Here is a 26692-nt window from a genome sequence, read left to right as displayed (position 1 = left end):
AAATAATTAAGTAATTATTGAAAGAAAAGATTAAGTCCGAAGACTTAATCTATTTTTTTGTATGACAAATATCGTCTTTAAGATTTCTGTTTTTAAATGCTAATGCAATAGTTATAAATACTAAAGCAGTTACGTAGTAAACCCACATTGGAATTGGAACTGGATCACCTGTTGCATATGAGTGCAGACCAGATAAGTAGAAGTTAACTCCAAAATATGTCATTAAAATTGAAGAAAATGCTAATAATGATGCAACAGATAGAGCATATGGAGTGTTAAGTTTTTTAACAAATCTCATGTGAACTACAAATACATAAATTACAATTGAAACATAAGCCCAAGTCTCTTTTGGATCCCATCCCCAATATCTACCCCAAGACTCATTTGCCCAAACACCACCTAAAAAGTTACCAATAGTTATTGCACTAAGTCCAATAATTAATGAAATCTCGTTAATAGCTGTTACTTGTTTGATTGTTTCATCAAGGTGTGGTCTATTTTTTCTGAAAATAAATAATATTAAAGTCATAAATCCTAAAATTGCACTAAGTCCAAAGAAACCATATGAAGCTGTTAATATAGATACATGAATAGTTAACCAATAAGATTTAAGTACTGGAACTAAGTTTGTTATTTGTGGGTCTATACTTGTTAAGTGAGCTGTAAACATAAAAATAGCTGCAACTATAATAGAAGCACTTAAGGCAAGTAAAGATTTTCTAAAGAATACTACCCCTGCAAATACTGCTGACCATGAAATATAAAGTAATGATTCATAGGTGTCTGACCAAGGAGCATGTCCTGAAATAATCCATCTAAATCCCATACCAAATGTATGTGCTGCAAATAATAAACTTAACATTATAAAGAAGAATAGTGTAGTTTTTCTTGGTTTAATTTTTGGATTAAATACTACAATAAATGCAACAACTAACATAATAAATCCTACTAAAAGGTATGCAAGTGTTAACTTTTCAAAGATTTGTAGTTTGTTAAATGCAATTTCTCTTTCAATTTGAGATTGTGGAGGCATTACTTCTTTTCCAACTTGTCTTTGATACTCTTGAATCATTCCTATAAATTTATTAGATAATTCCCATTTTTCACTAATTACTGAGTTTAAAAATCCTCTTACAAGAGTTTCTATTGCTTTTTGATTATCTCCTTCAAAACCTTGAATTGCATCTAAAGGAGAGTACCATTTATTATTTTCAAGTTTTTGAGCCCCAGTTTTAGGGAATATATTAAATAAACTCCCATTATAAACCATATATGAAATACTTAATCTTTCGTCAAGTTTTACAATATCTTTTTCATAAGTCCCTCTTTGATTAGGACTAATCATTGAGATTCTTTGAGTCTCTTCTTGAAGAATATATTTATTGTCTTTAAATACTTCTGTAAAAGCGATATATTTTCTATCTTGTTCAATACCCAAAAACTCTTTTAGTTTTGGTGTTTTAATTCTGATCATTCTCATATTACGCCAGATTTCTGGTCTAGTAAGCATTCCTAATACAACTTGGTCTGCATTCATACCAAACATTGATGCTTTTCCAGAAAGCTTACTAAGAATTTCATGATTAAGAGTATCAAGTGGTTTCATTCTTCCACCATTACTTTGAACAACTATTTCAGAGAAGTTTTTTGCAGTTTCTGCTGAATCGTTTTTAAATCTCTCTAGATATTTTTCAATCTCTACTTTATCAGGAGTAAAATTAGCTAATTTATCTTCTGCTTGTAAATTTGTACTTGCAAAAGTAATAAAACAGGCAGCTACAATAGAAGCTAGATTTTTTCCACTTACGTATTTAGTAAGTTTCCAGAATCTTGATTTTTTATCAAAAAGATTCCAAATAAGTCCTAAAGCCAGTAAAAAGTATCCTAAATAAGTTGGCCATTTTCCTGGGTCATTATTTACAGATAATACAGTTCCTTTTTCATCTGGGTCATATGAACTTTGGAAGAATAAGAAATTTCCTTCGTGTAGTGTTCTATTCATAAAAATCCTATAGTCATATTTCTTTCCATCAGGTTTAATAACTGTTACTTCTGAAGCATATGATGATGGTGCCATACTACCTGGATATCTATCAAGTTGGAAGTCTTTTAATTGAATAGCAAAAGGTAGTTCAAGCGTTTTTGAACCATACTCTAATGTTACAACAGTATCACCAAAGTCTTCAACTTTTGTAACACCTTTCATTCCTCTTTTACCAGGAAGTTTTACAGTTTTTGTTTCCCCATTTAATGAAACATCAACTGTTAAAATACCCATATCATTTTTACCTTTTTTTGCATAAAGATAATTATTAAAATCTACTATTAATTCTTTATTATCAAAAGAAATAGAGTGAGAGAAATCATTGCTACCTAAAGCTGTGAATTCCATTGGATATTCTTTGTAGTAAGTTGCATCTTTTTGTTTGATTTTAACTTGTAAGTATGGCTCTAAAGATATCATTCTATTTTGAATCTGACCTTCTCTAATTTGCATGATACCTTCATAACCAACATATCTAGTTACAGCTGCACCAATTAATATCACAACAAAAGATAAATGGAAAATAAACCTTGGTTTATGTCTCCACATTTTATATTTATAAATTATTCCTGCAAGATTAATAGTGGTTAAAACTAATACTGTTTCATACCAAAAGTGGTTATATACAAGAACCCTCGCAGATGATGTACCGAAATCATTTTCGATGAAAGTAGCTACTCCAGCCCCAATGGCCAGAAGAGCTAAAAGAATAAGTGTTGTCTTGAAGGAGAACAAGACATCAGTTAGCTGTTTCAATATAAATCCTTTTTTTAAAAGTTAATGTTAATTATACGTAAAATCTATCTAATTAACGTGTAGAAAGTGTTTTTCCCAAAATTTCGTTATTATAACTAAAAAACTTTACTTATTCTTGATTTAAAACAAGTTTTTAACTAAATTAAGATTATAATTGCCAAATGAATTTAGAAGAACTTAAAAAGAAAAAAGACGATTGTCGAAAATGGAAAAATGTTGAACCTTGGTATAATCAATTATTAAAGGTTTTTGATTTACATAAAGAGAAATTGCACATAGATTATGGTGATTGGTTTACTATTGGAAAAAAAGAGGATTTAACTGATAATGAGTTTGCTTTAATAGAAGAAACAGCACAAAAACTTATTCCTTGGAGAAAAGGTCCTTTTAATCTATTTGGTCTTGAAATTGATAGTGAATGGCAAAGTAATATAAAATATAATCTTATTAGGCCTCATTTTAATTTAAAAGATAAAGTAGTAGCAGATATTGGTTGTAACAACGGATATTATATGTTTAGAATGCTTGAAGATAAGCCAAAAAGATTGATTGGTTTTGATCCTGCTCCTTTAACTTTACATCAGTTTGAGTTTATTAATCATTTTGTTAAATCAGATATTATCTATGAGATGCTTGGAGTAGAGCATTTAGAATATTATAATCATAAGTTTGATTTTATTTTTATGCTTGGTGTTTTATATCATAGACCAGATCCAGTTGGAACTTTAAAATCATTGGCACGTGGATTAAATTCAAAGGGTGAGATTTTAATTGATACTTTTATGATAGATGGAGAAGAAGAAATTTGTTTAACTCCAAATAAACGATATTCAAAAATTCCAAATATCTATTTTATTCCAACTATTCCTGCTTTAAGAAACTGGTTGAGTAGGGCAGGTTTTGAAAATATTGAAGTAATTGCTACAACAACTACTACAAATGAAGAACAAAGAAAAACAAAATGGTCATTTGATCAAAGTTTAGAAGATTTTTTAGACCCAGAAGATCCAAGTAGAACAGTTGAAGGTTATCCAGCACCTAAGAGAGTTTATATGAAAGCCAGAAAGATACAATAGATTAGAATAAATCTACTGTGTCATCTGGTTTTAAGTCTTTATAATTAAAGAACTGGCTTCTTCCTCTATTTTTTGCTTCATATAGAGCTATATCAGCATTTTTAATAGTTTTATCAATATTATCATCACTATCTAAGGTATTAAATACATCATATCCTATACAAATTGTTTTTTGTAAAGTATGTCCTGCATCATTTACTATTACTTTTATTTTTGCAAAATCATTTATTATATTTTGTGCAATTTTAGCTATTTCACTTTCACTTGTTGTACTAAGCATTGATATTAAAAATTCATCACCACTTAATCTTGCAACCATGTCAAATTCTGAGATGTTTGAGTGAATAACCCTTGCAAGTTCAACTAATACTTGGTCTGCAATTTCATGGTCAAACTCATCAATAACAGCTTTAAAGTGATCAACACCAACCATTAAGAAGTAAATACTTTTATACTCTTTTTTAGATAGTGTTATTTGTTTATTTAAGTTTTCAATTAGATAATGTCTATTATAAACTTTTGTAACTGAGTCTAAAGAAAGTGATTCAATAAAGTTTTTCTTAATAATACCATTTTGAATAATAGGTGAAATTTGAAATAGTGCAGATTCAATTACATTGTATTGTTCTGATAAAATATTATGATGTTCCTTTGATGAGGCACAAAATGATACTATGGCATTTAGATTTGTATGTGTATTAATAATAAAGAAAAAAGATAAGGAATCATCTAAATAAAATTCATCTCCTTCAATAAAAACATTCTCTCTATTATTTCTTTCAATATCAAATAAAGCAAAAGTCACATTGTCAACTTCAAAGTTTGTATGTAACCAAAGGTATATGTCTTCTGCCATTTGTTTTAAGTTTGAAGAGTATTGTAATTGGTCATATAATTTATAAATATTTTCTAACGCTTTATAATCTTTTTCATTTGTTTTTGCTGATTTTACTAATTCTAAAATATTGTTTTTCATTTTGTTCCTTAAAAAAGATCTATTGTATTTGTCTCTTCTTTTTTAAATTTGAAAAGTTGACTTCTACCTTTATTCCTTGCTTCATAAAGGGCAATATCAGAAGATCTAAAAATCTCTTCTGTTTTGTTTGCATCATCAGGAAACATAGAAATACCAGCACAAATTGTTTTCATAAGTATTTGATTTGTACTTATGTTAACAATAACTTTTTTCTTCTTAAAGTTTTCTATTATTTTTTCTGCAACTTTTATTGCATTTTCTTCACTTTCTACATTATGTAAAATAACTAAAAACTCATCTGAGTCAATTCTTGAAACTATATCAGAAGTTCTAACAGAGTTTTTTAAGCTAACTGCTAACTCTTTTAAAACTTTATCTCCTATTTTATAATCGAATTCATCAATAACAGCTTTAAAATGGTCAATACCAATTTTTAAAAAAGCTATTTTCTTTTTCTCTCTAGATGAAAGAGGAAGAATTGTTTTTAGATATTCATCTACATATTGTCTATTATAAAGACCTGTTAATGTATCTTTTAATGATAACTCTTTAAGTTGAGATGTTAGATATTTATTATATATAGTTTGAGAAATTAAGTTAAATGTTGTTCTTATTATATCTGTAGTAGATTCAATTTTATCTTCTTCTTGTTCTGAATTAAAATAGAACGTTATTTCTAGTTCATCATTTTCATCAAGTTTGATAAATAAATTTTTTCTTTTAAGCTCTTTATCTTCCTCAATATTAGAATAAATGCTTCTATTATTAATACATGCTTTTATTTTAGATATCCCAAAATCTTTATTTAAATAAGATGATAGATATGCAAAAATATCATCTAATTTATTTAAAGTTTTTAAGTGATCATTTAATGCAATAATCATTTGAAAACTATAAGAATTCAACTTGTTATAATTCATATTTTTACCTAACTGTTATAAATAATTTTTCCAATTTAACAAAGAGTTTCTTTCACTATTTAAAGATGTAGCTGGACCATGACCTGGATATATTCTAATATCTTTATTCCATGCTAATATCTTATCTATACTCTTTTTCATTTTTTCTGGACTAGAAAAAGGAAAATCTGTTCTTCCAATTGAGTTATTAAAGATAAAGTCCCCTGAAAATAAGTGGCTATCTATCTCAATTGCAGAACATCCAGGAGTATGACCAGGAAAATAATGAAATTTTACTTTTATTCCATCAAAATCAAACTCTTCATCTGGCTTAACTAATACATCAGCACATGAAGGAGTCATACCAAACCCATAAGGGTCTTTTTCTAGCATAAAATTGTCTTCTTCTGGAGTATAAATTTTTAAACCTAATTTATCACTCACTTCTTTGTTTGACCACACATGGTCAAAATGTCCATGTGTATTTAAAATGGCAACAGGGTTTTGAACATTTTGTAAAACCCATCTTGTAGCACCTACACCTGGATCAATAATAAAATCTTTCCCATCTACAGTAATAATGTAACAGTTTGTTTGATAATCACCCATTGGTTGGACTTTTAATGACATAGTTCTTTAATCCTTAGTTAGCTAAAATTTAATCTAGTATATTAAATTAAAACTGTAAGGAAGATTATGCATTATCATTTAAGGCTAGAAAAAATCGTACTTGAAGCTAACCCTCAAAAAAAGATTAGTGACTTCAAAGCCTTTTATAACGATTATTTAAACAAAAAATCACAATTTGATTACAATTATACACCATATGAGCTAAAAAATCCATCATATTATGATTTTTTAAAAATTGTATTACCAAAAGAGGTAAAAACACCAAAGTATTTCAATACAAATGAAGGGAAAGTAATTCTTTTACATACTATTGCACATATAGAATATAGCGCCATAGATTTAGCTTTAGATGCTGCTTTGAGATTTAAAAACTTACCAAAAGAGTATTATGATGATTGGTTAGAAGTTGCAAATGATGAAGTTAGACATTTTGAAATGCTTGAAGGTTTACTTAAAGAATTAGGATCATATTATGGAGAACTTGAGGTACATACAAATCTTTTTGAAGCAATGAAAAGTACCCCAGATTTATTATCAAGAATGGCAGTTGTTCCAAGATTTTTAGAAGCAAATGGCTTAGAACAAAATCCCAAAATTATGGAGAAATTAAATTCAAATTTAGATGATTTTAATGAAAAGATATTAAATGCTTTAAAGGTTATTTTAGAAGAAGAGGTTGACCATGTAACAAAAGGTGATAGGTGGTTTAAGTTTGAGTGCAAAAGACAAGGTTTAGACCCTGAAAAAACTTACATAGAGATTTTAGAAAAAGTATTTCCAGGTAGTACAACAAAAAAATATCAATTAAATATTGAAGCTAGAAAAAAAGCAGGTTTTTCTTGTGATGAATTAAAGTTTTTATCTAAGAAAGAAGATTGTAATTAATACAAAGGAATATAATCCTTTGTATTTATAAAGTTACTACTAATTTTTTTCAAGCTCTTTATGATAAGAACTATGAAGAATTTTCATTTCTTCCTCTTCTTTATATCCATTAATCATACTAACAATTGCACCTTTAATTGCAAAAACAGACATATATAAGTGAGTAAAGAATAATGCAACCATTGCAAGACCTACTGCACTATGTACTATAATACATATTCTTAGCATTTCAATTTTTGTTAAACCAAACATAGTTAAAACTGCTAAATTTAAATCTTGAACATATAGTGTTGCACCTGTAAAAATCATTGCAACTCCACCAATAGTGCAAACCCAAAACCACATTTTTTGTCCAGCATTAAATTTTCCTGCAGGAACAGGTTTTTTCTCTTTAGATAAATAACCACCTAAAATCATAAACCATTTTATATCCTCTTTAGTAAAAAGCATACTTTTAAGCCACATTAAAAACATTGGTACTACACTTATCATAAAAAGAATAGTTGAAACAGCATGAAGTTCTTTACAAGCTTTTACAAACTCTCCTCCACCAAATGTTGAACCAAACATCATAATTAATCCTGTAGGAATAATTATTAAGAATGAAATAGCTGCCATTGCGTGTATTATTCTATTAAATAAACTAAATACATAATACTTTTTACCATCATGACTGAATTTTTTTGGTCCGATAATTAAGAAATGAATTAAAAATACTAATGGCACAATTAGAATAATTGATAAATAAGCATTTTCAAATATTTTTGTTTGAAGATATACAAACATTTCCCCCAATTGAGTATTACCAGTTTTTTCATATGCAAGCATATTTGTAATAATTTCTTGGTTAGCATCACTTACAGTTGTGTGTGCAAACAGTGCACTTGATAGAAATAACATCACTAATAGATATTTTTTCATAACGTCTCCTTCATAGAAAAAGCTTTTTTTTCAATAAAAAAATAGCTTTATTTTAAAAGTAAATTAAATATTACTACTAAAATTGAATTCTATATTAATTATAATAAAAAAGTCAAGTTTTATTTACCTTTTTTAATAAAAGCAAATAAATTTTTACTTTTACTTGACTCAAGTCAAGTAATATTGACCTTTTATAATAATATCTTAAAAAATACTTATAAAAAAATATTAATTTTAAAAAATACAAAAATATACTTTTTTGAGATATTTTTTAGTTACAAGTTGTAATCGTTGTGTAATTTTACTTCTTTATAATAGTTAAAAATATAAGGAAAATAATATGGTTACAATATATAGAAGTATTTTACATCTTACTGCAAAATATAATAAAGATAATTTTTATGGTATAGTTTGAAAAAAATAATTAGTAGATTAACATGGATGAAAAAATTATATTAATTGTTGGTAACAGTGGTTCTGGAAAAGATACTTTGTTAAAAGCATTAAAAAATGACTTTAATGATATTAATTTTGTAAGAAGGTATATAACAAGAAAGCCTGATAAAAATGAAAATAACTATTTTTTAGAAACAAGTGCTTTTTCTATTTTACAAAACCATGGTTTTTTTATTTCATCATGGTATGCACATGGTAATAACTATGGAATTTCAAAGTCATCAATAAAAAAAGGTGCAAATATAATATCTATTTCAAGGTCAAAAATAGAAGATTTTGAAAGTAATTACAAAAATGTAATTACCATAAATATTACTGTTTCAAAAGAAGTTTTAAAAACAAGACTTGAAAAAAGAGCTAGGGAGTCAAAAGAAGAGATTGAAAATAGGTTAAATAGGACTTATTCTAAGATCAACTGTAAAAATCTTATAAATTTTGACAACTCTTCTTCTTTAGAGTTGTCTATAAAAAAGTTTAAAGAGTTAATTAAATCTCTTTGTGAAATTTAATTACTCTTATTCATGTATTAAAACTTTGCATTTGGAATAGGGTAGTTTTCAACAACAAAATCAATATCTTTGTCACCTCTACCACTTAAACTAACTAAAATAGTCTCATCTTTTGCTAGTTTACTTGCAAGTTTCATTGCAAAAGCAACTGCATGAGCAGATTCTAATGCTGGAATAATACCTTCAAGTTGAGAAAGTTTATAGAAAGCATTTACTGCTTCTTCATCATTACAAAGACCAACTTTAGTTCTTCCTATATCTTTTAAATGGGCATGCTCTGGTCCAACTGATGGGTAGTCAATTCCAGAACCAATAGAATGAACAGCAGCAGGTTCTCCCTTTTCATCTTTTAACATAATAGAGTTAAATCCGTGCATTACACCTTCTTCTCCATAAGTTAAAGTTGCAGAGTGTTCTCCTATTTTATCACCTTTACCCATTGGCTCAACTCCATAAAGGTTTACTTCTTTATCATCAATAAAGCCTGAAAAAATTCCCATTGCATTTGAACCACCACCAACACAAGCGACAATATTGTTTGGTAAGCTATCTTCATGTTCAAAAAATTGTTCCCTTGACTCTATTCCAATAATACTTTGGAAATCTCTTACCATCATAGGAAAAGGATGTGGTCCAACAACTGAACCAATACAATAAATAGCAGTATCAGCTTGATTAATATATGATTCAAAAGCTGAATCAACTGCCTCTTTTAAAGTTTTTAAACCATGGGTTGCAGGAATAACATTTGCTCCAAGAATTCTCATCCTTACAACATTTGGGTGTTCTTTTTTTATATCTACTTCACCCATATGAATTTCACACTCTAATCCAAAATAAGCAGCAGCAGTTGCTAATGCAACACCATGTTGCCCAGCTCCTGTTTCAGCTATAACTTTTTTATATCCCATGTGCTTAGCTAAAATTACTTCAGCCATGCAGTGATTTAATTTATGAGCTCCTGAGTGATTTAAATCTTCTCTTTTTAAATATATCTTTGCCCCACCACAGTAGTCACTTAAGTTTTTTGCAAAGCTAATTGGAGTTGGTCTTCCTTGATAATGTTTTCTTACATATTTTAAATCTTCAATAAATTTTGGGTCTTTTTTGATTTTTTCATATGCTTCTTTTATATCTTCGAATGGTTTTTCTAAAACAGGAGGGATAAAAGAACCTCCAAATCTTCCAAAATAACCATTATTATCTGGTGTATTCTCTAAATAATTTGACATTATTTTCCTTCGTGTGTCTAATGAGTTTATATTTTTATTTCGATTATTATATTTATATTTTTTTAAATAGCCCTTTATATATGCTATTTAAGGAGTTTAATCTATTGGAAGTGAGATTGTAACTTTTGTACAATTATCAAAAGTTTTATATTTACAGTTTTCTATTTTTATTTTACCCATCATACTTTCAGTAATGATTTTGTGTGTCATATATAAACCTAAGCCTGTTCCTTGTGATTTGTGTTTTGTAGTAAAATATGGTTCAAATACTTTTTCTATAATCTCTTTTTTTATTCCACCACCATTGTCAATTATTTCTAGATAAACATTATTATCTTTTTTATAAGTTTTTATAAAAATATATTTTTCTATACTTTCTTTCTCTTTTAATGCATCTTTTGAATTTGCAAAAATGTTTAATAATACTTGATTTAATTCATTAGGATAACCATACACTTCTATATTTTCTATATCCTTTTTTACTTCAATATGATGATTAATAAAAGAAGCATTTAATATAGATAAAACTTTTTCAAAACTATCATTTACATAGAATAAAACTTTTTTCTTATCGTCTTTAATATAGTTTTGGAAATCATTGATTGTTTGAGATAAAAATTGTGTTGTCTGTGTTATTGTATCTAGGCTAGTTATAAGCATTTCATCTGTTAGCGAATTAAACTCTTTTTGTATTTTTACACCAGAAGCCGCAGTTGAAATTGTAGATAAAGGTTGTCTCCATTGGTGGGCAATATTACCAATCATTTCACCTAAGCTTGCCATTTTAGATTGTTGTAAAAGTAATTCTTCTTTATTCTTTATATCTGTTAAGTCAATTATGGAAATAATATATGATTTCTTTTTATCATATACAATATCTTTTACTTTTACAAGTACTGGTATTGTTATTTTACTATTATATGTTAATTCTAATTCAAAGGATTCATTATTTTTAGTTTTTATCAATAAATCTTCTATTGTATAGTTTTCAAATAATATCTGCAAATCTTTTTCTAATAAATCATTTTTAGAATCTATTTTCAAAATATTTGTTAATTCATCATTTATATATTTTATTTTATTATCATTTATTATTACGATTCCTGCAATATTTACATCGAGTAATAATTTAAAGTTTTTTATAGAGTTTTCTAAATTTGTTTTAGTTTCATTTAACTCTTCTTGATATTGTAAAAGTTGTCTGTTTTTATAAATCACAAATATTAAAACAATAGTAAATCCTAAAACAATTTTCCAGATTAATGAATAATTAAAATTTTCTTCATATTCTAGATTAATCCATTTATTCTTAATAATTTTTTTATCTTCTTCTGTAATATTTAAAAGTACTTTATTAATGATAGACCTTAAAATAGTATAATCATCTCTAATCATCATTTTCATATTGAAAACAACTTTAGTACTTCCAGATATCTTTATATTAGTAAAGGCAAACTCTTTTATTTGATCAGATAAGGCTGGCATACTATCAATTACTGCATAAACTCTATTTTCTGATAATAATTCAAGAGCTTCTTTTAAATTTTTTGTCTCTACAAAACTTATTTTAGGATATTTTTCTTCTAATAGTTTTTGTGCTGTATAGTTTTTTCCAACTGCAACTTTTTTCCCTTCTAAATATGATGCATCAGGTATATAGTTTTCATCTTTTAAAGTTGCAATACCGATTGGAGTTTTGAAGATTGTATTAGTAAAAATTGAGTATTCTTCTCTTTCTTTTGTATTCGAGGTTAATAAAAGAAGATCCCTTTTTTTCTCTTTTATTAAATCTAAGGACTTTGTAAATTTATCTTCAAAAATATAGTTTGTTTTTAAATTAACTTTATTGCTTATAAGGTTCCAATAATCATAGGCTAATCCTTGCGGTTGATTATCTTTTACATAGCTAAAGGGTCTCCAATTTGAAGTGAATGAGATATTTATTACATTATTTTGTATAAATTCTTTTTCTTCATCTGAAAGAATTAAGCCTTTAGAACTATTATGCCATTTATTTTTTAGAATTAATTTTTCTGTTTCAGTGGTATTTTTTAAAGCTTTATTATAAAGAGTTTGAAGAATCTTTAAATCTTTTCTAACTCCTATAAAAAGATCTTTTTTAAAACCATTTACTTCTATTACTCCAACAGTTTTTAAATCAGACTCATATATTTTCTGGTTTATATAGTATTTAGCAAGTAATTCATTTTGGATTGTTGCATCAATAAAGTTGTGTTTTATTGCATCTAAAATATCATCAATAGAATCAAACTCTATGACTTTGATTGAAGGATAATTTTTCTTAATTAGTTCAGTTAAATTCCATTTTTTTATCATACCAATTTTTCTATTTGCTAAATCGTCTAGATTTATTATCTCATTTTTTGATACTTTTGTAACTATAGTTAATTCTTGAGTTAAAATTCTTGTAGTAAAGTTTAAATATTCCTCTCTTTTTTGATTTTTGGCAAGAACAGGAAGAATATCAATTTCTTTATTTTTTACTTTATTTTCTAAATTTGACCATTTATCAGTAACAAATACTGGTTCAAGACCTAACTTATTTGATAGAAGTTTTATATAATCAATTATATAACCTTTTGCAATACCATCTTCATTATAATCATATGGAATCCAATCTAATTCATTTCCAATAGTTACTCTTTTTTTATTTAAAATAAACTCTTTTTCTTCTTTTGTTAAAGAAAGTGTAGAGTTAATATTTATTTCTTTGCTTGTTGAAAAGACCCATTTATAATATATATTTTGTTTTTCTTCTTTTGTAATATTTCTAAGCACTTTGTTTATAATATTATTTAATGTTTTATTTTCCTTTGTTGTTGCCATAAATAGACTGTTTTTATTGTAATCTAAATTAAAGTTACCAACAATATCTTTTATGTTATGTTTTTTGGTTAAATAGTTTACTACAGCTGGATTTGAAATTAGGGCATCTGCTTTATTTTCTAAAACTGCATTTAAGGCTTCTAGGACATTTTTCACTTCATAAATTTTTATTTTGGGATAGTTTTTTATTATGTATGTTCCGTAAGCATAATCTTTTGGTATAGCTAAAGTTTTATTCTTTAGATCATCTAAGCTATTAAAATTTATTGATTTTGAGAATAAATAGTCCCTTATTTCTAAGTATTTATCCGTGAAAAGTAAAAAATTTTCTCTCTCTTTTGTTTTTGCTATTACTGGAAGTAAATCAATCTCTTTGTTTTTTGCTTTTTGTAGTAAGTTAGACCAAGTATCTGTTACATACTCAATGTTTAAGTTCGTTTTATTGCTAATGATTTTTAAATAATCATTAACTAAGCCTTTGTGTATATTATCATTAACGAAATCAAAAGGAGGCCAATCTCTTTCTATTCCTACTTTAATAGAAGGGTTGTTTTTTATAAACTCTTTTTCTTTTTTGGTAAAAATATCATTACAATATAAAGAAGAAGTAGAAAAAACAATTATAAGAAAAAGACTTATTATATTTTTCATTTTATAACCTTATTTGGTAAGTATACCAAATAAGATTTTAAGAAAACCACTTTTTAACTTTTTCAAACATTCCTTCAAAGTTTGATTCATGAGGTTTACTTTCTACCCCAAAACTTTCTTGTAATTTTTCTAAAAGGTTTTCTTGTTCACTATTTAAAGAAGTAGGGTAATTAATTTTAACTTGAACAATTAAATCACCTTGTCCATAACCTTGAACTGATTTAACCCCTTCATTTCTAAATCTAAATTGTTCTTTATCTCTAGTTCCAGCTGGAACTTTTAATTCAAGTTCTCCTCTTAAGCCAGGTATTTTGATTGTTGCACCAAGAGCTACTTGAGTAAAGAAAATAGGAACTTCTAAATAGATATCATCATCATGTCTTACATAATGAGAATCTTCATTTACTTTAATTTGTAAATATAAATCACCTCTTGTTCCATCTGGTGCTACATTACCTCTATTTGAAACTCTAATTCTATTTCCATCATTTACACCTTCAGGAACATTAACTTCAAATGTTTCTTTCTTTTCATCATATCCCGTTCCATTACAAGTATTACATTTACTTGTTACAGCTTGACCTGTTCCATTACAATGAGGACATGTTTGAGCAAAAGTCATAAAACCTTGTCTCATATGAATTTGTCCTTGTCCTTCACAATGAGGACAAGTATTTAGTTTACCATTTTTTGCACCAGTTCCTTTACAGTCACCACAAGCATTTTTGTATTTATATTCTATATCTTTTTTACATCCAAAAATTGCTTCGTTAAATTCAACTGTTAATTCAATAGCAATATCTAAATTGTAGTTATATGTTTTTCTTTGTCTTCTTGAAGCTCCACCGAAGCCTCCAAAGCCAGAACCACCAAACATCTCTTCAAAGATAGAACTTAAGTCATCAAAGCCACCAGCAAAACCTCCACCTTGTCCATGACCTTCAAGTCCAGCTTTTCCATATCTATCATAAATAGATCTTTTTTCATCATCACTTAGGACTTGATATGCTTCATTTACAGCTTTAAACTTATCTTCTGCATCTGTATCATCAGGATTTTTATCTGGATGATATTTCATTGCCATTTTTCTGTAAGCTTTTTTAATTGTTCCTTTATCACTATCTCTAGCAACTTCTAATAATTCATAGTAATCCACTTCAGTCAATTGCTAACTCCTAAATATATTTTTCGCGATTTTATCTAAAATACTATTAATCTTTGATATAATAATTACATGAAAAAAGGTTTAGAAAAATTTTATAATTTAGTTGAAGCCTTTGAGTCTTTACCTACAATTGGTAAAAAATCTGCTTTAAGACTAGCTTATCATGTTACAATGAATGATCACTATAGTGGCATAAAAATAGCTCATAGTATTGAAAGTGCATTAAAAAGCATAAAAAGATGTGTTAAATGTGGTTCTATGAGTGAACATGAAATTTGTGAAATCTGTTTAGATGATAGAAGAGACTCATCAAAGGTATGCATTGTTCAAAGTGCAAAAGATATATTTTTAATAGAAGATTCAAAACAGTTTGATGGACTATATTTTGTTATTGAAGAACTAGAAGTACAGAGTATGGAAAGGCTAGTCTCTTTTGTGGAAGAAAATGTAGTAAGAGAAGCGCTTTTTGCAATTACTCCTTCTTTATCAAATGATGCATTTATGTTGTATATTGAAGATAAATTAAAAGATTTTAATATAACATTTTCAAAGATCGCCCAAGGTGTACCAACAGGTGTTAGTTTAGAAAATGTTGATATGTTATCTTTAGCAAAAGCGATACAAAGTAGGGTGGATATATAAAATGACAAATAGAATAGTATGCCAAAAGTGTATTCACTATTTTGTTACGTGGCAACAAAACAAACCTCACGGTTGCAAAGCCTATGGATTTAAATCAAAGGCCATTCCCTCTGTAGTAGTTAAAAATAGCAGTGGTTTGCCTTGTTCATTTTTCCAATTAAAAAATCCTCAAGAATAATACAAGATTTTTTGTAAAGTTATTTTTGAGTATAATAAACACTTTATTTAGTTTAGGAGTTATAATTGTTATACAAAGATTTAAAAGATAGTATTAAGTCTCTTGGTTTCCTTTCTATTGAAGATTTTGTCCAATATATTGGAGTTACATCTTCTGATATTTTAGAATGGGAAGAGAAAGATGAAGTTCCTTATATAGTATCATTAATTATTCATTTATTAAAAGGAGATAAGGACTTACCAAATAATAAATCATTAGATACATTAATTGAAGAGTGCTTACCTTTAGCAGAGCTTTTAGAAGAAGCATCTTCTTTTCCACATAAATTAGAAGAGATGTTTTTACTACAAAAAGAGTTAAATGACTCTACAAATGGTAAGAATTGGGAATTAGGTAGAAATAAGTTTGGAAAAGAGATTAACTGGCTTAGATGTATTCATATGGAAGTTGCAGAGTTAATTGATTCTACTCCTTGGAAACATTGGAAGAATATTAATTCAGAACCTGATATGAATAATATTCATGTTGAGCTAGTTGATATTTGGCATTTTTTAATGTCTTATATTTTACAAGAAACAAATGTTCCTAGAGCTGTTTCATTAGTAAATACTCATTGTATTTATGAAGCATCAGAAGATATAGATGTAAAAGCAATGGTGAAAGAAGCAGAAAAATTATCTTATATTTCACTTGCAATAGAAACAGGAAATATGCCATCATTTAGTGGAATTGAAAGGTTTATTGATCAATTCTTTAGATGTTGTAAAATTTCTGGACTTTCATTTACATGGCTTCAAAAACTTTATATTGGTAAAAATTGTTTAAATAAATTTAGACAAGATCATGGTTATAAAGAAGGAACTTATATCAAAACATGGAATGGTAATGAAGACAATGTTGTTATGGTTTCTTTACTAGAAGATATGGAAAATGTAAGTTTTGATGAACTATACTCTAAACTAGAAGAAAACTATCCTTCAAATTAACAAAGTAAAGAACTTTTTCTTTACTTTGAAATAACTATTTCAAAACAAGCACCATCTTTTTTATTAGATACTGTTATTTTACCATCAAAATGTTTTTCAATAATAGTTTTACACATATATAATCCAATACCCGTTCCATTTTTATTCTCTTTTGTAGAAAAATAAGGGTCAAAAATTTTATCAATTATATTATCTGCAATTCCCCCTGCATTATCGCTTATTATGATTTTTTGAACTTTTTTTAATTCTTTATACTCTATTATTATTTTATTGTTATTTTGAATTTTTTTAGTATCAAATGCATCTTTTGCATTTGTTAATATATTTATAATTACTTGCAAGAGTTCATTTTTATATAAAAAGATATTTTCTAATTTTATGTTTTTTCTATTTTCTAGTTTTATATTATTTTTTTCAAAGGCTTCATATAACATCTCTAGTGCAATATCTGTTATATAAGTAATACTTGTAAGCTCTTTTTCTCTGTCCTTTTTAAAAAAGTTTCTAAAATCATCAATTGTAGTTGACATATAATTTAGATAATTTTCCACATCATCTAATTTTTTATTAAAAATATCTTCATCATAGTTTTTCATATTTATACGCAGTTTTAAATTAGAAACAGCAGTTCCAATTGAAGATAAAGGTTGTCTCCACTGGTGAGCAATCATTGAAATCATTTCTCCCATAGCAGCCATTCTTGATTGTTCTATAAGTAAACTTTCTTTCTCTTTTAAATCAGTTAAATCTTGAATAAAAACCATTTTATACTTTTTATTGTTTTCTTTAATATCTTTAATTCTTATGATAGCAGGAGTTATTTCACCTTCCTTTGTTATTAAAGAAATTTCTTCAAAAGTTGTATTATTATATTCTAGATATTTATGATTAATTGTTGGAATAAGTATTCCAGTTGCAAGATTTCCAATGATTTCATCTTTATTATTGTATTTTAAAATATTAAGCATTGCTTGATTTATATTAATAATAAATCCATTTTCAATAATTAAAATACCCTCTATTGTATTATCAAAGAAACATTCAAAGTAATTATCATTCATTATTTTCCTAATTAGAATAAAATATCTTTATAGTATAATTTAATAACACTTTTTAGGAGCTAAAATGGTTGATTATATTCTTTTAGAAAAATATGCAAAAGACAAAAGTGTTCTTTTTGTTGAAGATGATAAAGATATTATAAAAGAGACAAGTGAATTATTGGAATTGATTTTTCCAAAAGTTGATGTTGCCTTTGATGGGCAAGAGGCTATTGAGAAGTATAAAAATTTCTATAAAGAAAACAATACCTATTATGATGTAGTAATTAGTGATATCAAAATGCCAAATAAAGATGGTATAGAACTTACAAGAGAAGTTTATGATATAAATAAAGAGCAACTTTTAATAATATTGTCTGCTCATAGTGAATCAAACTATCTGTTAGAGCTTGTAAATATTGGTATCTCTCATTTTATAGCTAAACCTTTAAATTATGACTCTTTTGTTCATGTTCTATATACAAAGCTTAAGGAACTGTATCATAAAAGTAACAAAGAAGACAATATTAATAGTACTATTTTAAGAATAAATGATAATCTTACTTGGAATAAAGAAACAAAACAACTACTTAAAAATAAAGAGAATATCAAGCTTACTAAAAAAGAAATACTACTGCTAGAAATACTTTTTAAGTATAGTGAAAAAACTCATACAATAGAAGAACTAATCACCATACTTTGGGCTAATGACGATGAAAAATCACCTAGCATATCAAATTTAAAAAACATAATTTCTAGACTTAGAAAAAAAGTTCCAGAATTAGATTTAGAAAATGTTTATGGTTTTGGATACAGAATAAATTTAAAATAATGATACCTTTATAGTACTATTTGTCACTATAATTTTTATAGTGGGAGGTGTATCATGTTAAGTACATCACAAAACTATAAAAATTTTACTATTCTGTACGTAGAAGATGAGAGTATTGTCAGATCTAATGTAGAGATTTGTTTAAACTACGTTTTTAATGTAATAATTGCAGAAAATGGTAAAGTAGGTCTTGAAAAGTTCAATAATGAGAAAATAGACTTAATTATTACAGATATCAATATGCCCCTAAAAGATGGAATAGCAATGCTTAAAGAGATTAGAAATATTAATCCTCATATTCCATGCATCATAACTTCTGCTGTTGATATAGAAATAATTGAAAGAATTAAGAGCTTAGGTGTTAGTAAATGCATACCAAAACCTTTTGATATGAAAGATTTACTTAATTGTAGTATGAAGGTGTTAGATTCAATATAAAAGGATTCTAAATGAAAAATCTTTTTTTAACAATTGTATCATTTATTTTTTGTTCATTATTTTTTGTTTCTTGTGTGAATAGTGAAGAAATCACAAAAGAAGAGTGCAAAGCTTTAGGTTTAGAATATAAAAAAGAAAAAGTTTTAAACTATAGAACTGGAAAATATGAAATTAGAAGTTATTGTAAAGAAAACTAGAGTAAAAATACTCTAATTTTATTAGATATAGTCGTTTTTATACTCCACATAATGTCCTGCATGTTTTATTAATTTCTCTACATCTTCATCTGTTAATTCTTTTACTACTTTTGCTGGACTTCCCATAATTAAACTTTTTGGAGGAAATTTTTTACCTGAAGTTACAAGAGAGTTTGCTCCAACAATACTTCCTTCTCCTATAATAGCATGGTCTAGTATTGTAGCACTCATACCAATTAAGCAGTTATCTTCAATTGTACAACCATGAAGCATAACTTTATGACCTATAGTTACATTATCTCCTAAGATTGTTTCAGAATCTGTATCCATATGAATCATTGATAAATCTTGTATATTTGTATTGTTTCCAATTTTAATATTATTTACATCTCCTCTTAAAACACAGCCGAACCAAACTGAAGAGTTATCTCCTATTTCAACTTTTCCAATAACATCTGCACTTGGAGCAATCCATGCAGTAGGTGCCACTTTTGGATAATGTCCTTTAAATTTTAATAACATCTAATTCTCCCTAATCATATATTGTAGTATTAAATTATAACTATTGATATAAAAAAATTCAAGATAAATAGTTTAAAAAGTTTTGCTTTTGAAAGAGTGAGTAAAAAAGGTCAAGATTAATTCTTGACCTTTTTGTATTTTATTTATTTTCTAGTTTGACCAGCGATTATAAATCTTAATGCATTAAGTCTAATGAAACCTTCTGCATCTTTTTGATTATATACTTCATCTTCTTCGAAAGTAGAGTGTGCTTCAGAGAATAAAGATTTTTTAGATTCTCTTCCCACAACAATAACATTTCCTTTGTAAAGTTTTAACTTAACAGTTCCCTCTACATTTTCTTGTGTTTTATCAATTGCAGCTTGAAGCATTTCTCTTTCAGGAGAGAACCAATATCCTTGGTAAATTAATTTAGCATATTTAGGCATCATTTCATCTTTTAAATGAGCAGCTTCTCTATCAAGAGTAATAGACTCGATAGCTCTATGTGCTTTAAGCATAATTGTTCCACCTGGAGTTTCATAACAACCTCTTGCTTTCATACCAACATATCTATTTTCTACAATATCAATTCTTCCAATACCATGTTTATTTCCATATTTATTTAAAGTTTCTAAAATAGTTGCTGGTGACATTTCTTCACCATTAATTGCAATTGGATCTCCATTTTTATATGAAATTGTGATATATTCAGGTTCATTAGGAGCTTCTTCAGGTGAGTTTGTCCATAACCACATATCTTCACTTGGCTCTGCATTTGGGTCCTCTAAAGATAATCCCTCATAAGAAATATGTAAAAGGTTAGCATCCATAGAGTATGGAGAAATTGCAGGATTTCCATCTGCATCAATATGTTTTTTATCTATTTCAATACCATGCTCTTTTGCATATGCTAATAGTTTTTCTCTTGAGTTTAAATCCCACTCTCTCCAAGGAGCAATTACAGTAATATCTGGATTTAATCCTAAATATCCAAGTTCAAATCTTACTTGGTCATTTCCTTTTCCTGTTGCACCGTGTGATACTGCATCTGCACCCATTTTTTTAGCAATTTCAATTTGTTTTTTAGCAATAAGAGGTCTAGCAATAGAAGTTCCTAATAAATACTCACCTTCATAAATTGCATTTGCTCTAAACATTGGAAATACATAATCTTTAACGAACTCTTCTTTAATATCTAAAATAAAAATATTCTCTGGTTTAATTCCACAAGCAAGTGCTTTTTCTCTTGCTGGTTCAACTTCTTCACCTTGACCTAAATCAGCTGTAAAAGTTATAACTTCTGCATTATACTCGTCTTGAAGCCATTTTAATATAGTAGAAGTATCTAACCCACCACTGTAAGCTAATACTACTTTTTTAACATCTTTTTTGTTCATAATATATCCTATGAAATGGTTATTTTAAAGAATATATTCTAACAAAAGAAAGCTATAAAATAGTTTATATAACTTTCTTCTTATTTTATGTTTTTTATTTAAGCAGTATCTTTTCCAAAAAATTCTTTTTCATTTGCTTCAGAAACAATAATTTTAGCTATTTCATCTGTTTGTTGAGCTATAACTTTAGTTTCATTAGCAATTGAAGCATTTTGTTGTGTTTGCTGGTCAAGACTATTTATTGCATCATTTATTTGTACAATTCCAGCTTCTTGTTCCTTTGAAGCTGACTCTACATTTGAAATAAGCTCAATCGTTCTAGTAATATTTTCATTTAACTCGTTATATCCTAAAATCATTTTATCCGAGATAACTTTTCCATTATTTGCTTTACTTGTTGCTTTTCCTACTAAATCTTTAATCTCTTTTGCCGCTTCAGCTGACCTTGAAGCAAGATTTCTAACTTCTTGTGCAACTACTGCAAAACCTTTTCCTGCTTCTCCTGCAGTAGCTGCTTCCACAGCCGCATTTAGTGAAAGAATATTTGTTTGGAAAGCAATTTGATCAATTACTGTAATTGCTTCATTAATAGCATTGACTTCATTATCAATTTCATTCATTGAAGCAGTTGTTTGTTCGGCTAAACTTTTTCCTTCGTTTGCTGAAGTTGTAACTTGATTTGCAAATTCAGTCATTTTTATAACATTTTGTGTATTTAATGATATATTTGATGTAATCTCTTCTAAAGCAGCGGCTGTTTCTTCTAAGCTTGCAGCAGCTGCATTTGAATTAGTATTTAAATTATCAACATTTGTTAAAAGAATGTTTGAACTTTTTTCTAACGTAAGTCCATTTTTTTTGTTATCTAATAACATTTTATTAATAACATCTGCTAAACTGTTTAATCCGATTGCAGTTTCACCTAAATCATCACCAACTATCTTATGTGTAAAATCAAGATTTTGATAAGAAAGTAAAGCTTTTGTTATATTGTTTAAATCATTATCAACCTTAGAAGACACAATTTTAAATAGTTCATTGATTCCATTTTTAAGTTCTTCAATAGCTATGTTTTTTGTACTTTTTTCTATTGTTTGATTCATATTCCCTTCTTTTGCAACATCAATAGCATCTTTAACTGAGTTTATTACAGCTTTTGAATCTGTAATATCTTGAGCAAATTTAACTACTCTTATTACAACTCCTTTATTGTCTTTTACAGGAGTATATGAAGCTTGAATCCAAATTGAACTACCATCTTTTCTAAATCTTTCAAACTCATCAATTTTTGATTTTCCGCTTGCTAAGTCTTTCCAAAATTGCATGTACTCAGTAGAGTTTGCATAATTTTTATTACAAAACATTCTGTGATGTTTTCCTGTAATTTCATCTAAAGAATATCCTAATGCATTTAGAAAATTATTATTTGCATGAATGATTGTACCATCAGGCTTAAATGATATAATTGCATAGTTTTCTTCCATTGCAGCTAATCTTCCTGATTCCTCTTGTGTTTTTCCTAAGTTAAACATAATAAGTACCTCCCTTTTTGAGTACTTGAAATATGTGAGATTTAAATTTTATTTACTTATATTTCAATTGTTAAAAAAAGTATAATAGAACATAGTGTTTTAAAAGTATCATTTTTTTTTACTTTTACTTTATTTTTAAAAATTTTTACTTATTTGTAAAAAAGTGTTTTTAAATAGTTTTAGATATAATTTAAACTATGAGAATAGATAAATATTTAAATGCAGTTAATATAACTAAAAGAAGAGCTGTTGCTGAAGATATGCTTGAGCACAAAGTTGTCTTTATAAATGGACAAGCTGTTAAAAAAGCAAAAGAGGTAAAAGTTGGAGATATTATTGAAATAAAATACCTTGAAAGAACTGATAAATTTGAAGTTCTTCAAATACCAACTACAAAATCCACTCCAAAATCAAAAATGGATGAATATGTAAAAAGAGTGCAAGGATAAGAGTATGTTTAATATGGCAAAATTAAAATTTGATGACATTTTTGAAAATAAATTGCCCGAAGAAGAAGTTAAAGAATATTTAATTGAATTATATAAAAGAGGCGAAACTGCTGCTGAAATAGCAGGTGCTGCTAGTGCTATGAGGGACCATTTAATTCCATTGCCTGTACATTATAGTTTAAAAGAAAAAATAATTGATAATTGCGGGACAGGTGGGGATAAATCAAATTCATTCAATATCTCAACTACTGTTTCAATTCTTTTATCTGCATGTGGGTGTTATGTTGCTAAACATGGAAATCGAAGTATTACAAGTAAGAGTGGTAGTGCAGATATGTTAGAAGCACTTGGATTAAATTTAAACCATTCTATAGAAAATACAGCGAAGATGTTAGAAGACACTGGTTTTTGTTTTATGTTTGCACAAAATCATCATCCTGCAATGAAATATGTTATGCCAATTAGAAGATCAATTCCACATAGAACAATATTTAATATTTTAGGACCTTTAGCTAATCCTGCAACTGTATCTAAACAATTGATAGGTGTATTTAGTGATTCTTATATTAATAAAATGATTACGGCACTTACTTTATTAGATACAAATAGAGCGATGGTTGTAAGTTCAAAAGATGGGATGGATGAAATATCTATAAGTGATGTAACTTATGCAACTAGTTTAATCAATCAAAGAACTAATGACTTTATTATAGACCCACAAGAATATGGAATGAAGTTATCTACTAAAGAAGCAATATTAGGTGGAGATGCAGTTGATAATGCAAAGATTACAAAAGCAATATTATCTAATGAAGAAGAGGGTGCAAAACTTGATATCGTCTTGTTAAATGCAGCTGCAGCATTACAAGTAGATGATAAAGCTAGAGATATAAAAGAAGGTATAGAGATTGCAAAAGAGACTATTCAAAGTGGAAAAGCAAAAGCTAAATTGGAAGAAATAATTGATGTATCTTTAAAATTAAGCTAGGAAAAGATGTTGATTTTAGCTTTAAATGAAATTGATAAAATAGTAAAAAAAGTCTCTTCTTTAATAAAGTCAAAACAAGATAATTGCATTATTATTTTAAGAGGTGACTTAGCAAGTGGAAAAACTACTTTTGTAAAACATTTTGTAAAGAGTTTAGGTTTAGATGATATTGTTAATTCTCCAACATTCTCTTTACAATCAATTTATTCTGAAAAAGTTTTCCATTATGATGTTTATAATAAAAGTTTAGAGGATTTTATCTCTTTAGGTTTATTAGAAGAGTTCGAAAAAAATGGTATTCACTTTGTAGAGTGGGGTGATGAACGTTTAGAAGAGTTATTAAAATCTTATGGCTTTGAAGTATTAGTATTAAATATAAAAAAAGATGATGATAAAAGGCAATATATTATAAATGAGTAAATTAAGAATAGAAGATATTAAAAAGAGTATCAAAAAAACACAAATTTTACATGGAATTTCACTTGAGGTGAATTCAGGAGAAATTGTAGGTTTATTAGGACCAAATGGTGCAGGAAAAACAACTACTTTTTATACTGTTTGTGGCTTAGTTGCACCAACAAGTGGAAAAGTATTTTTTGATGAAGAAGAGATTACAAAGCTTCCTTTACACAAAAGAGCATTAAAAGGAATAGGGTACTTACCTCAAGAATCATCTATTTTTAAGGATTTAAGTGTTGAAGATAATCTTTTACTTGCAGCAGAAATTATCACAAAAGATAAAAAAGAGCAAAGAAAAAGAGTAGAAGATTTACTTGAAGTATTTAATATTGAACCAATTAGACAAAGAAAAGGTATCTCTTTATCTGGTGGAGAAAGAAGAAGAACAGAGATTGCTAGAGCTTTAGTATCAAAACCAAAGTTTTTACTTCTAGATGAACCTTTTGCAGGGGTTGATCCAATTGCTGTTAAGGATATTCAAGAAATTATCAATGAATTAACAAAATTTGGTATTGGAATTTTAATTACAGATCACAATGTAAGAGAAACATTACAGATTTGTCATAGAGCTTATGTTATGAAAAATGGGTCTTTATTAGCTTCTGGAAATGCAGAAGATATAAAAAGTGATGGTAGTGTAAGAGAACACTATTTAGGAGAGAGTTTTAGTTTTTAAAAAACTTCAACTCTATTTTTACCCTTTTTTTTAGCTTCATATAGCGCATCATCTGCTTTTTTTAGAATACTTACTTCATCATCATCTTCTTTTAATTTTGCAATCCCAAAACTTGCAGTTATTTGTTTTGGTAAATCCTCTTTCTTATATTTTGCAATTGCTTCTCTAATTTTTTCTGCAACTTTTTTTGCACCATATTCATCTGTTTGGGGTAATAACACTAAAAACTCTTCACCTCCCCATCTAGCAACGCAATCATGTTCTCTAATGCTTTCTAAAAGAACTTTTGCAATTACTTTTAATACTTCATCTCCTACATTATGTCCAAACTCATCATTAATACTTTTAAAGTTATCAATGTCAAAAATAATTAATGATAGATTATTTTTGTATCTTTTTTCTCTTTTAATCTCTTTTTTGAATATTTCATTAAATTTTTGTCTATTAAATAGACCTGTTAATTGGTCATGATTTGCTTGATATTCTAAAAGATTTGATTTCTCTTTTAATTCTGTAATATCAGTAAAAGAGATAACATAATGCTCTCCTTTTTGTTCATAGTCATCAATATTAATTGTAAATACTCTATCTTCACCATTTTTATTTTTTATTTTGACAATTCTATCTATTTCGCTTAAATTAGAAAGTTTGCTTATCCAGTTTTTGCTATCTTCAAATATATCTTTTTTTAGAAGGTTATTATCTTTTTTAAGTACATCTAGTAAGGAGTTATACTTTTGTAAAAAATCTTTTAAGTTTTTAACTTCAAAATATTCAAGGAATTTTTTATTTGCATCTATTGTTTTTTCTAAATCCGTTAGAATCACCATATTATCTTGGGCATCAAGAATTGATTTAGTTTGATTTATTGCTTCTTCAACCTTATTAGCTAATGTTAAATTAACATGCTCAAGTTTTTTTCTTAAAAATATTGGTTCTACTGCTTTAATCATACTTTCTATTAGATGATAAAGGTCAATTGGTTTCATAGCATATGCACTAACTTTTACATCAATAGCTTTTTTTAAAAAACCTGGGTCACTATGGGCACTTGTAATTACAATTGGAATCTCATTATCTACTTTTCTAATCTCAGCACACATTTCAAGACCACCCATTTTAGGCATATTAATATCTGTCAAGATTAAATTAATATCTTTATTTTCTTCAAATTTTTCTAAGCCTTCTACCCCATTTTTTGCTGTTACTACACTATTTACAATTGTACTAATAGTTTTACTGGTAAATTCTCTTACATCATCTTCATCTTCTACATATAAAACATTAATATCTTTTAATATCTCTTTATTCATAAATAGTGCCTTTA

At 27.3% G+C, this 26692-nt stretch carries 24 protein-coding genes and 1 pseudogene; 12 read left to right on the top strand and 13 right to left on the bottom strand.

The window, feature by feature from the left end:
• Positions 1–49 precede the first annotated feature (49 nt).
• Positions 50–2800, bottom strand: coding sequence for a cytochrome c biogenesis protein CcsA (gene ccsA / locus CRV01_RS13255; RefSeq protein WP_129008858.1), 2751 nt, complete (start codon positions 2798–2800; stop codon positions 50–52).
• A gap of 161 nt (positions 2801–2961) precedes the next feature.
• Here ccsA and cmoB point away from each other — a divergent pair, with 161 nt between their 5' ends.
• Positions 2962–3876, top strand: a complete 915-nt coding sequence (cmoB, locus tag CRV01_RS13250) for a tRNA 5-methoxyuridine(34)/uridine 5-oxyacetic acid(34) synthase CmoB (protein WP_129008855.1) — start codon at positions 2962–2964, stop codon at positions 3874–3876.
• A 1-nt stretch (position 3877) separates the two neighbouring features.
• Here cmoB and CRV01_RS13245 read toward each other — a convergent pair whose 3' ends face one another.
• From CRV01_RS13245 to CRV01_RS13235, 3 genes are read right to left on the bottom strand one after another with little or no spacing between them, the layout of a single operon-like run.
• Positions 3878–4852, bottom strand: a complete 975-nt coding sequence (locus tag CRV01_RS13245) for a GGDEF domain-containing protein (RefSeq protein WP_129008853.1) — start codon at positions 4850–4852, stop codon at positions 3878–3880.
• An 8-nt stretch (positions 4853–4860) separates the two neighbouring features.
• Positions 4861–5772, bottom strand: a complete 912-nt coding sequence (locus CRV01_RS13240; protein ID WP_129008851.1) for a GGDEF domain-containing protein — start codon at positions 5770–5772, stop codon at positions 4861–4863.
• Positions 5773–5787: 15 nt separating this feature from the next.
• On the bottom strand, positions 5788–6381 hold the full coding sequence (locus CRV01_RS13235; protein ID WP_129008849.1) for an MBL fold metallo-hydrolase: 594 nt from the start codon (positions 6379–6381) through the stop codon (positions 5788–5790).
• Positions 6382–6447: 66 nt separating this feature from the next.
• On the opposite strand from CRV01_RS13235, the gene CRV01_RS13230 reads away from it, so the two are divergent.
• Positions 6448–7266, top strand: coding sequence for a ferritin-like domain-containing protein (locus CRV01_RS13230; RefSeq protein WP_129008847.1), 819 nt, complete (start codon positions 6448–6450; stop codon positions 7264–7266).
• A gap of 39 nt (positions 7267–7305) precedes the next feature.
• Here the strand turns inward: CRV01_RS13230 and CRV01_RS13225 are convergent, their stop codons facing one another.
• Positions 7306–8187, bottom strand: coding sequence for a formate dehydrogenase subunit gamma (locus CRV01_RS13225; protein ID WP_129008845.1), 882 nt, complete (start codon positions 8185–8187; stop codon positions 7306–7308).
• Positions 8188–8624: 437 nt separating this feature from the next.
• Here CRV01_RS13225 and CRV01_RS13220 point away from each other — a divergent pair, with 437 nt between their 5' ends.
• Positions 8625–9152: an AAA family ATPase gene (locus tag CRV01_RS13220; RefSeq protein WP_129008843.1), complete on the top strand. Its 528-nt coding sequence runs from the start codon at positions 8625–8627 to the stop codon at positions 9150–9152.
• A 17-nt stretch (positions 9153–9169) separates the two neighbouring features.
• Here the strand turns inward: CRV01_RS13220 and trpB are convergent, their stop codons facing one another.
• The 3 genes from trpB to dnaJ all read right to left on the bottom strand — a co-directional run bounded on the left by trpB (position 9170) and on the right by dnaJ (position 15047).
• Entirely contained in the window at positions 9170–10387 is a 1218-nt protein-coding gene (trpB, locus tag CRV01_RS13215) for a tryptophan synthase subunit beta (RefSeq protein ID WP_129008841.1), read from the bottom strand.
• A 93-nt stretch (positions 10388–10480) separates the two neighbouring features.
• Positions 10481–13882: a transporter substrate-binding domain-containing protein gene (locus tag CRV01_RS13210; RefSeq protein WP_129008839.1), complete on the bottom strand. Its 3402-nt coding sequence runs from the start codon at positions 13880–13882 to the stop codon at positions 10481–10483.
• 37 nt (positions 13883–13919) lie between these two features.
• Positions 13920–15047: a molecular chaperone DnaJ gene (dnaJ, locus tag CRV01_RS13205; protein ID WP_129008837.1), complete on the bottom strand. Its 1128-nt coding sequence runs from the start codon at positions 15045–15047 to the stop codon at positions 13920–13922.
• 69 nt (positions 15048–15116) lie between these two features.
• Between dnaJ and recR the strand changes: the two genes are divergently transcribed.
• Positions 15117–15689: a recombination mediator RecR gene (recR, locus tag CRV01_RS13200; RefSeq protein ID WP_129008835.1), complete on the top strand. Its 573-nt coding sequence runs from the start codon at positions 15117–15119 to the stop codon at positions 15687–15689.
• Positions 15690–15932: 243 nt separating this feature from the next.
• Positions 15933–16853, top strand: coding sequence for a dUTP diphosphatase (locus CRV01_RS13190; protein ID WP_129008831.1), 921 nt, complete (start codon positions 15933–15935; stop codon positions 16851–16853).
• A 20-nt stretch (positions 16854–16873) separates the two neighbouring features.
• Here CRV01_RS13190 and CRV01_RS13185 read toward each other — a convergent pair whose 3' ends face one another.
• Positions 16874–17914 (bottom strand): PAS domain-containing sensor histidine kinase, encoded by a 1041-nt coding sequence (locus tag CRV01_RS13185; RefSeq protein WP_129008829.1) that lies wholly within the window; start codon positions 17912–17914, stop codon positions 16874–16876.
• Between the two features lie 64 nt (positions 17915–17978).
• Between CRV01_RS13185 and CRV01_RS13180 the strand changes: the two genes are divergently transcribed.
• The 3 genes from CRV01_RS13180 to CRV01_RS13170 are packed head-to-tail and all read left to right on the top strand — an operon-like array spanning position 17979 to position 19360.
• Positions 17979–18725, top strand: a complete 747-nt coding sequence (locus tag CRV01_RS13180; protein ID WP_129008827.1) for a response regulator transcription factor — start codon at positions 17979–17981, stop codon at positions 18723–18725.
• Between the two features lie 54 nt (positions 18726–18779).
• Entirely contained in the window at positions 18780–19163 is a 384-nt protein-coding gene (locus CRV01_RS13175) for a response regulator (protein WP_129008825.1), read from the top strand.
• Positions 19164–19174: 11 nt separating this feature from the next.
• Positions 19175–19360 carry a hypothetical protein gene (locus CRV01_RS13170; RefSeq protein ID WP_129008823.1) on the top strand — a complete coding sequence of 62 codons (186 nt, stop codon included), beginning with the start codon at positions 19175–19177 and terminating at the stop codon, positions 19358–19360.
• Positions 19361–19381: 21 nt separating this feature from the next.
• Here CRV01_RS13170 and CRV01_RS13165 read toward each other — a convergent pair whose 3' ends face one another.
• The 3 genes and pseudogenes from CRV01_RS13165 to CRV01_RS13155 all read right to left on the bottom strand — a co-directional run.
• Positions 19382–19882: a gamma carbonic anhydrase family protein gene (locus tag CRV01_RS13165; RefSeq protein WP_129008821.1), complete on the bottom strand. Its 501-nt coding sequence runs from the start codon at positions 19880–19882 to the stop codon at positions 19382–19384.
• Positions 19883–20025: 143 nt separating this feature from the next.
• The gene (locus CRV01_RS13160) at positions 20026–21261 is read right to left on the bottom strand and encodes an argininosuccinate synthase (protein WP_129008819.1); all 1236 of its coding nucleotides are present in this window, start codon (positions 21259–21261) and stop codon (positions 20026–20028) included.
• A gap of 107 nt (positions 21262–21368) precedes the next feature.
• Positions 21369–22745, bottom strand: a pseudogene (locus CRV01_RS13155) (methyl-accepting chemotaxis protein); the annotation flags it as partial.
• 245 nt (positions 22746–22990) lie between these two features.
• On the opposite strand from CRV01_RS13155, the gene CRV01_RS13150 reads away from it, so the two are divergent.
• Genes CRV01_RS13150 through lptB form a run of 4 tightly spaced genes read left to right on the top strand, consistent with a single transcriptional unit; the run spans position 22991 to position 25365 of the window.
• Positions 22991–23242, top strand: a complete 252-nt coding sequence (locus tag CRV01_RS13150) for a S4 domain-containing protein (RefSeq protein ID WP_129008815.1) — start codon at positions 22991–22993, stop codon at positions 23240–23242.
• A gap of 4 nt (positions 23243–23246) precedes the next feature.
• Positions 23247–24230, top strand: coding sequence for an anthranilate phosphoribosyltransferase (gene trpD, locus CRV01_RS13145; RefSeq protein ID WP_129008813.1), 984 nt, complete (start codon positions 23247–23249; stop codon positions 24228–24230).
• Positions 24231–24236: 6 nt separating this feature from the next.
• Entirely contained in the window at positions 24237–24650 is a 414-nt protein-coding gene (gene tsaE, locus CRV01_RS13140) for a tRNA (adenosine(37)-N6)-threonylcarbamoyltransferase complex ATPase subunit type 1 TsaE (protein WP_129008811.1), read from the top strand.
• Positions 24643–25365, top strand: coding sequence for an LPS export ABC transporter ATP-binding protein (gene lptB, locus CRV01_RS13135; protein WP_129008809.1), 723 nt, complete (start codon positions 24643–24645; stop codon positions 25363–25365). Before tsaE ends, lptB begins: the two co-directional genes overlap by 8 nt.
• Here the strand turns inward: lptB and CRV01_RS13130 are convergent.
• Entirely contained in the window at positions 25362–26678 is a 1317-nt protein-coding gene (locus CRV01_RS13130) for a diguanylate cyclase (RefSeq protein ID WP_129008807.1), read from the bottom strand. The two genes, lptB and CRV01_RS13130, sit on opposite strands and share 4 nt — an antisense overlap.
• Positions 26679–26692 lie beyond the last annotated feature (14 nt).

This window comes from Arcobacter sp. CECT 8983, from assembly GCF_004118855.1.
Taxonomy (GTDB): Bacteria; Campylobacterota; Campylobacteria; order Campylobacterales; family Arcobacteraceae; genus Halarcobacter.
The sequence above is the reverse complement of the archived record's forward strand: the minus strand, read 5'-3'. Positions and strand labels throughout refer to the sequence as shown.

What these genes read in the sequence shown, in the direction of transcription:
- tsaE (WP_129008811.1), top strand. Translation starts at nt 24,237, where the DNA reads ATGTTGATTTTAGCTTTAAATGAAATTGATAAAATAGTAAAAAAAGTC.
- CRV01_RS13235 (WP_129008849.1), bottom strand. Translation starts at nt 6,381, where the DNA reads ATGTCATTAAAAGTCCAACCAATGGGTGATTATCAAACAAACTGTTAC.
- CRV01_RS13160 (WP_129008819.1), bottom strand. Translation starts at nt 21,261, where the DNA reads ATGAACAAAAAAGATGTTAAAAAAGTAGTATTAGCTTACAGTGGTGGG.
- trpD (WP_129008813.1), top strand. Translation starts at nt 23,247, where the DNA reads ATGTTTAATATGGCAAAATTAAAATTTGATGACATTTTTGAAAATAAA.
- recR (WP_129008835.1), top strand. Translation starts at nt 15,117, where the DNA reads ATGAAAAAAGGTTTAGAAAAATTTTATAATTTAGTTGAAGCCTTTGAG.
- CRV01_RS13165 (WP_129008821.1), bottom strand. Translation starts at nt 19,882, where the DNA reads ATGTTATTAAAATTTAAAGGACATTATCCAAAAGTGGCACCTACTGCA.
- lptB (WP_129008809.1), top strand. Translation starts at nt 24,643, where the DNA reads ATGAGTAAATTAAGAATAGAAGATATTAAAAAGAGTATCAAAAAAACA.
- CRV01_RS13245 (WP_129008853.1), bottom strand. Translation starts at nt 4,852, where the DNA reads ATGAAAAACAATATTTTAGAATTAGTAAAATCAGCAAAAACAAATGAA.
- CRV01_RS13175 (WP_129008825.1), top strand. Translation starts at nt 18,780, where the DNA reads ATGTTAAGTACATCACAAAACTATAAAAATTTTACTATTCTGTACGTA.
- CRV01_RS13130 (WP_129008807.1), bottom strand. Translation starts at nt 26,678, where the DNA reads ATGAATAAAGAGATATTAAAAGATATTAATGTTTTATATGTAGAAGAT.
- CRV01_RS13240 (WP_129008851.1), bottom strand. Translation starts at nt 5,772, where the DNA reads ATGAATTATAACAAGTTGAATTCTTATAGTTTTCAAATGATTATTGCA.
- CRV01_RS13150 (WP_129008815.1), top strand. Translation starts at nt 22,991, where the DNA reads ATGAGAATAGATAAATATTTAAATGCAGTTAATATAACTAAAAGAAGA.
- CRV01_RS13225 (WP_129008845.1), bottom strand. Translation starts at nt 8,187, where the DNA reads ATGAAAAAATATCTATTAGTGATGTTATTTCTATCAAGTGCACTGTTT.
- CRV01_RS13180 (WP_129008827.1), top strand. Translation starts at nt 17,979, where the DNA reads ATGGTTGATTATATTCTTTTAGAAAAATATGCAAAAGACAAAAGTGTT.
- CRV01_RS13230 (WP_129008847.1), top strand. Translation starts at nt 6,448, where the DNA reads ATGCATTATCATTTAAGGCTAGAAAAAATCGTACTTGAAGCTAACCCT.
- cmoB (WP_129008855.1), top strand. Translation starts at nt 2,962, where the DNA reads ATGAATTTAGAAGAACTTAAAAAGAAAAAAGACGATTGTCGAAAATGG.
- CRV01_RS13170 (WP_129008823.1), top strand. Translation starts at nt 19,175, where the DNA reads ATGAAAAATCTTTTTTTAACAATTGTATCATTTATTTTTTGTTCATTA.
- CRV01_RS13220 (WP_129008843.1), top strand. Translation starts at nt 8,625, where the DNA reads ATGGATGAAAAAATTATATTAATTGTTGGTAACAGTGGTTCTGGAAAA.
- CRV01_RS13210 (WP_129008839.1), bottom strand. Translation starts at nt 13,882, where the DNA reads ATGAAAAATATAATAAGTCTTTTTCTTATAATTGTTTTTTCTACTTCT.
- CRV01_RS13185 (WP_129008829.1), bottom strand. Translation starts at nt 17,914, where the DNA reads ATGAATGATAATTACTTTGAATGTTTCTTTGATAATACAATAGAGGGT.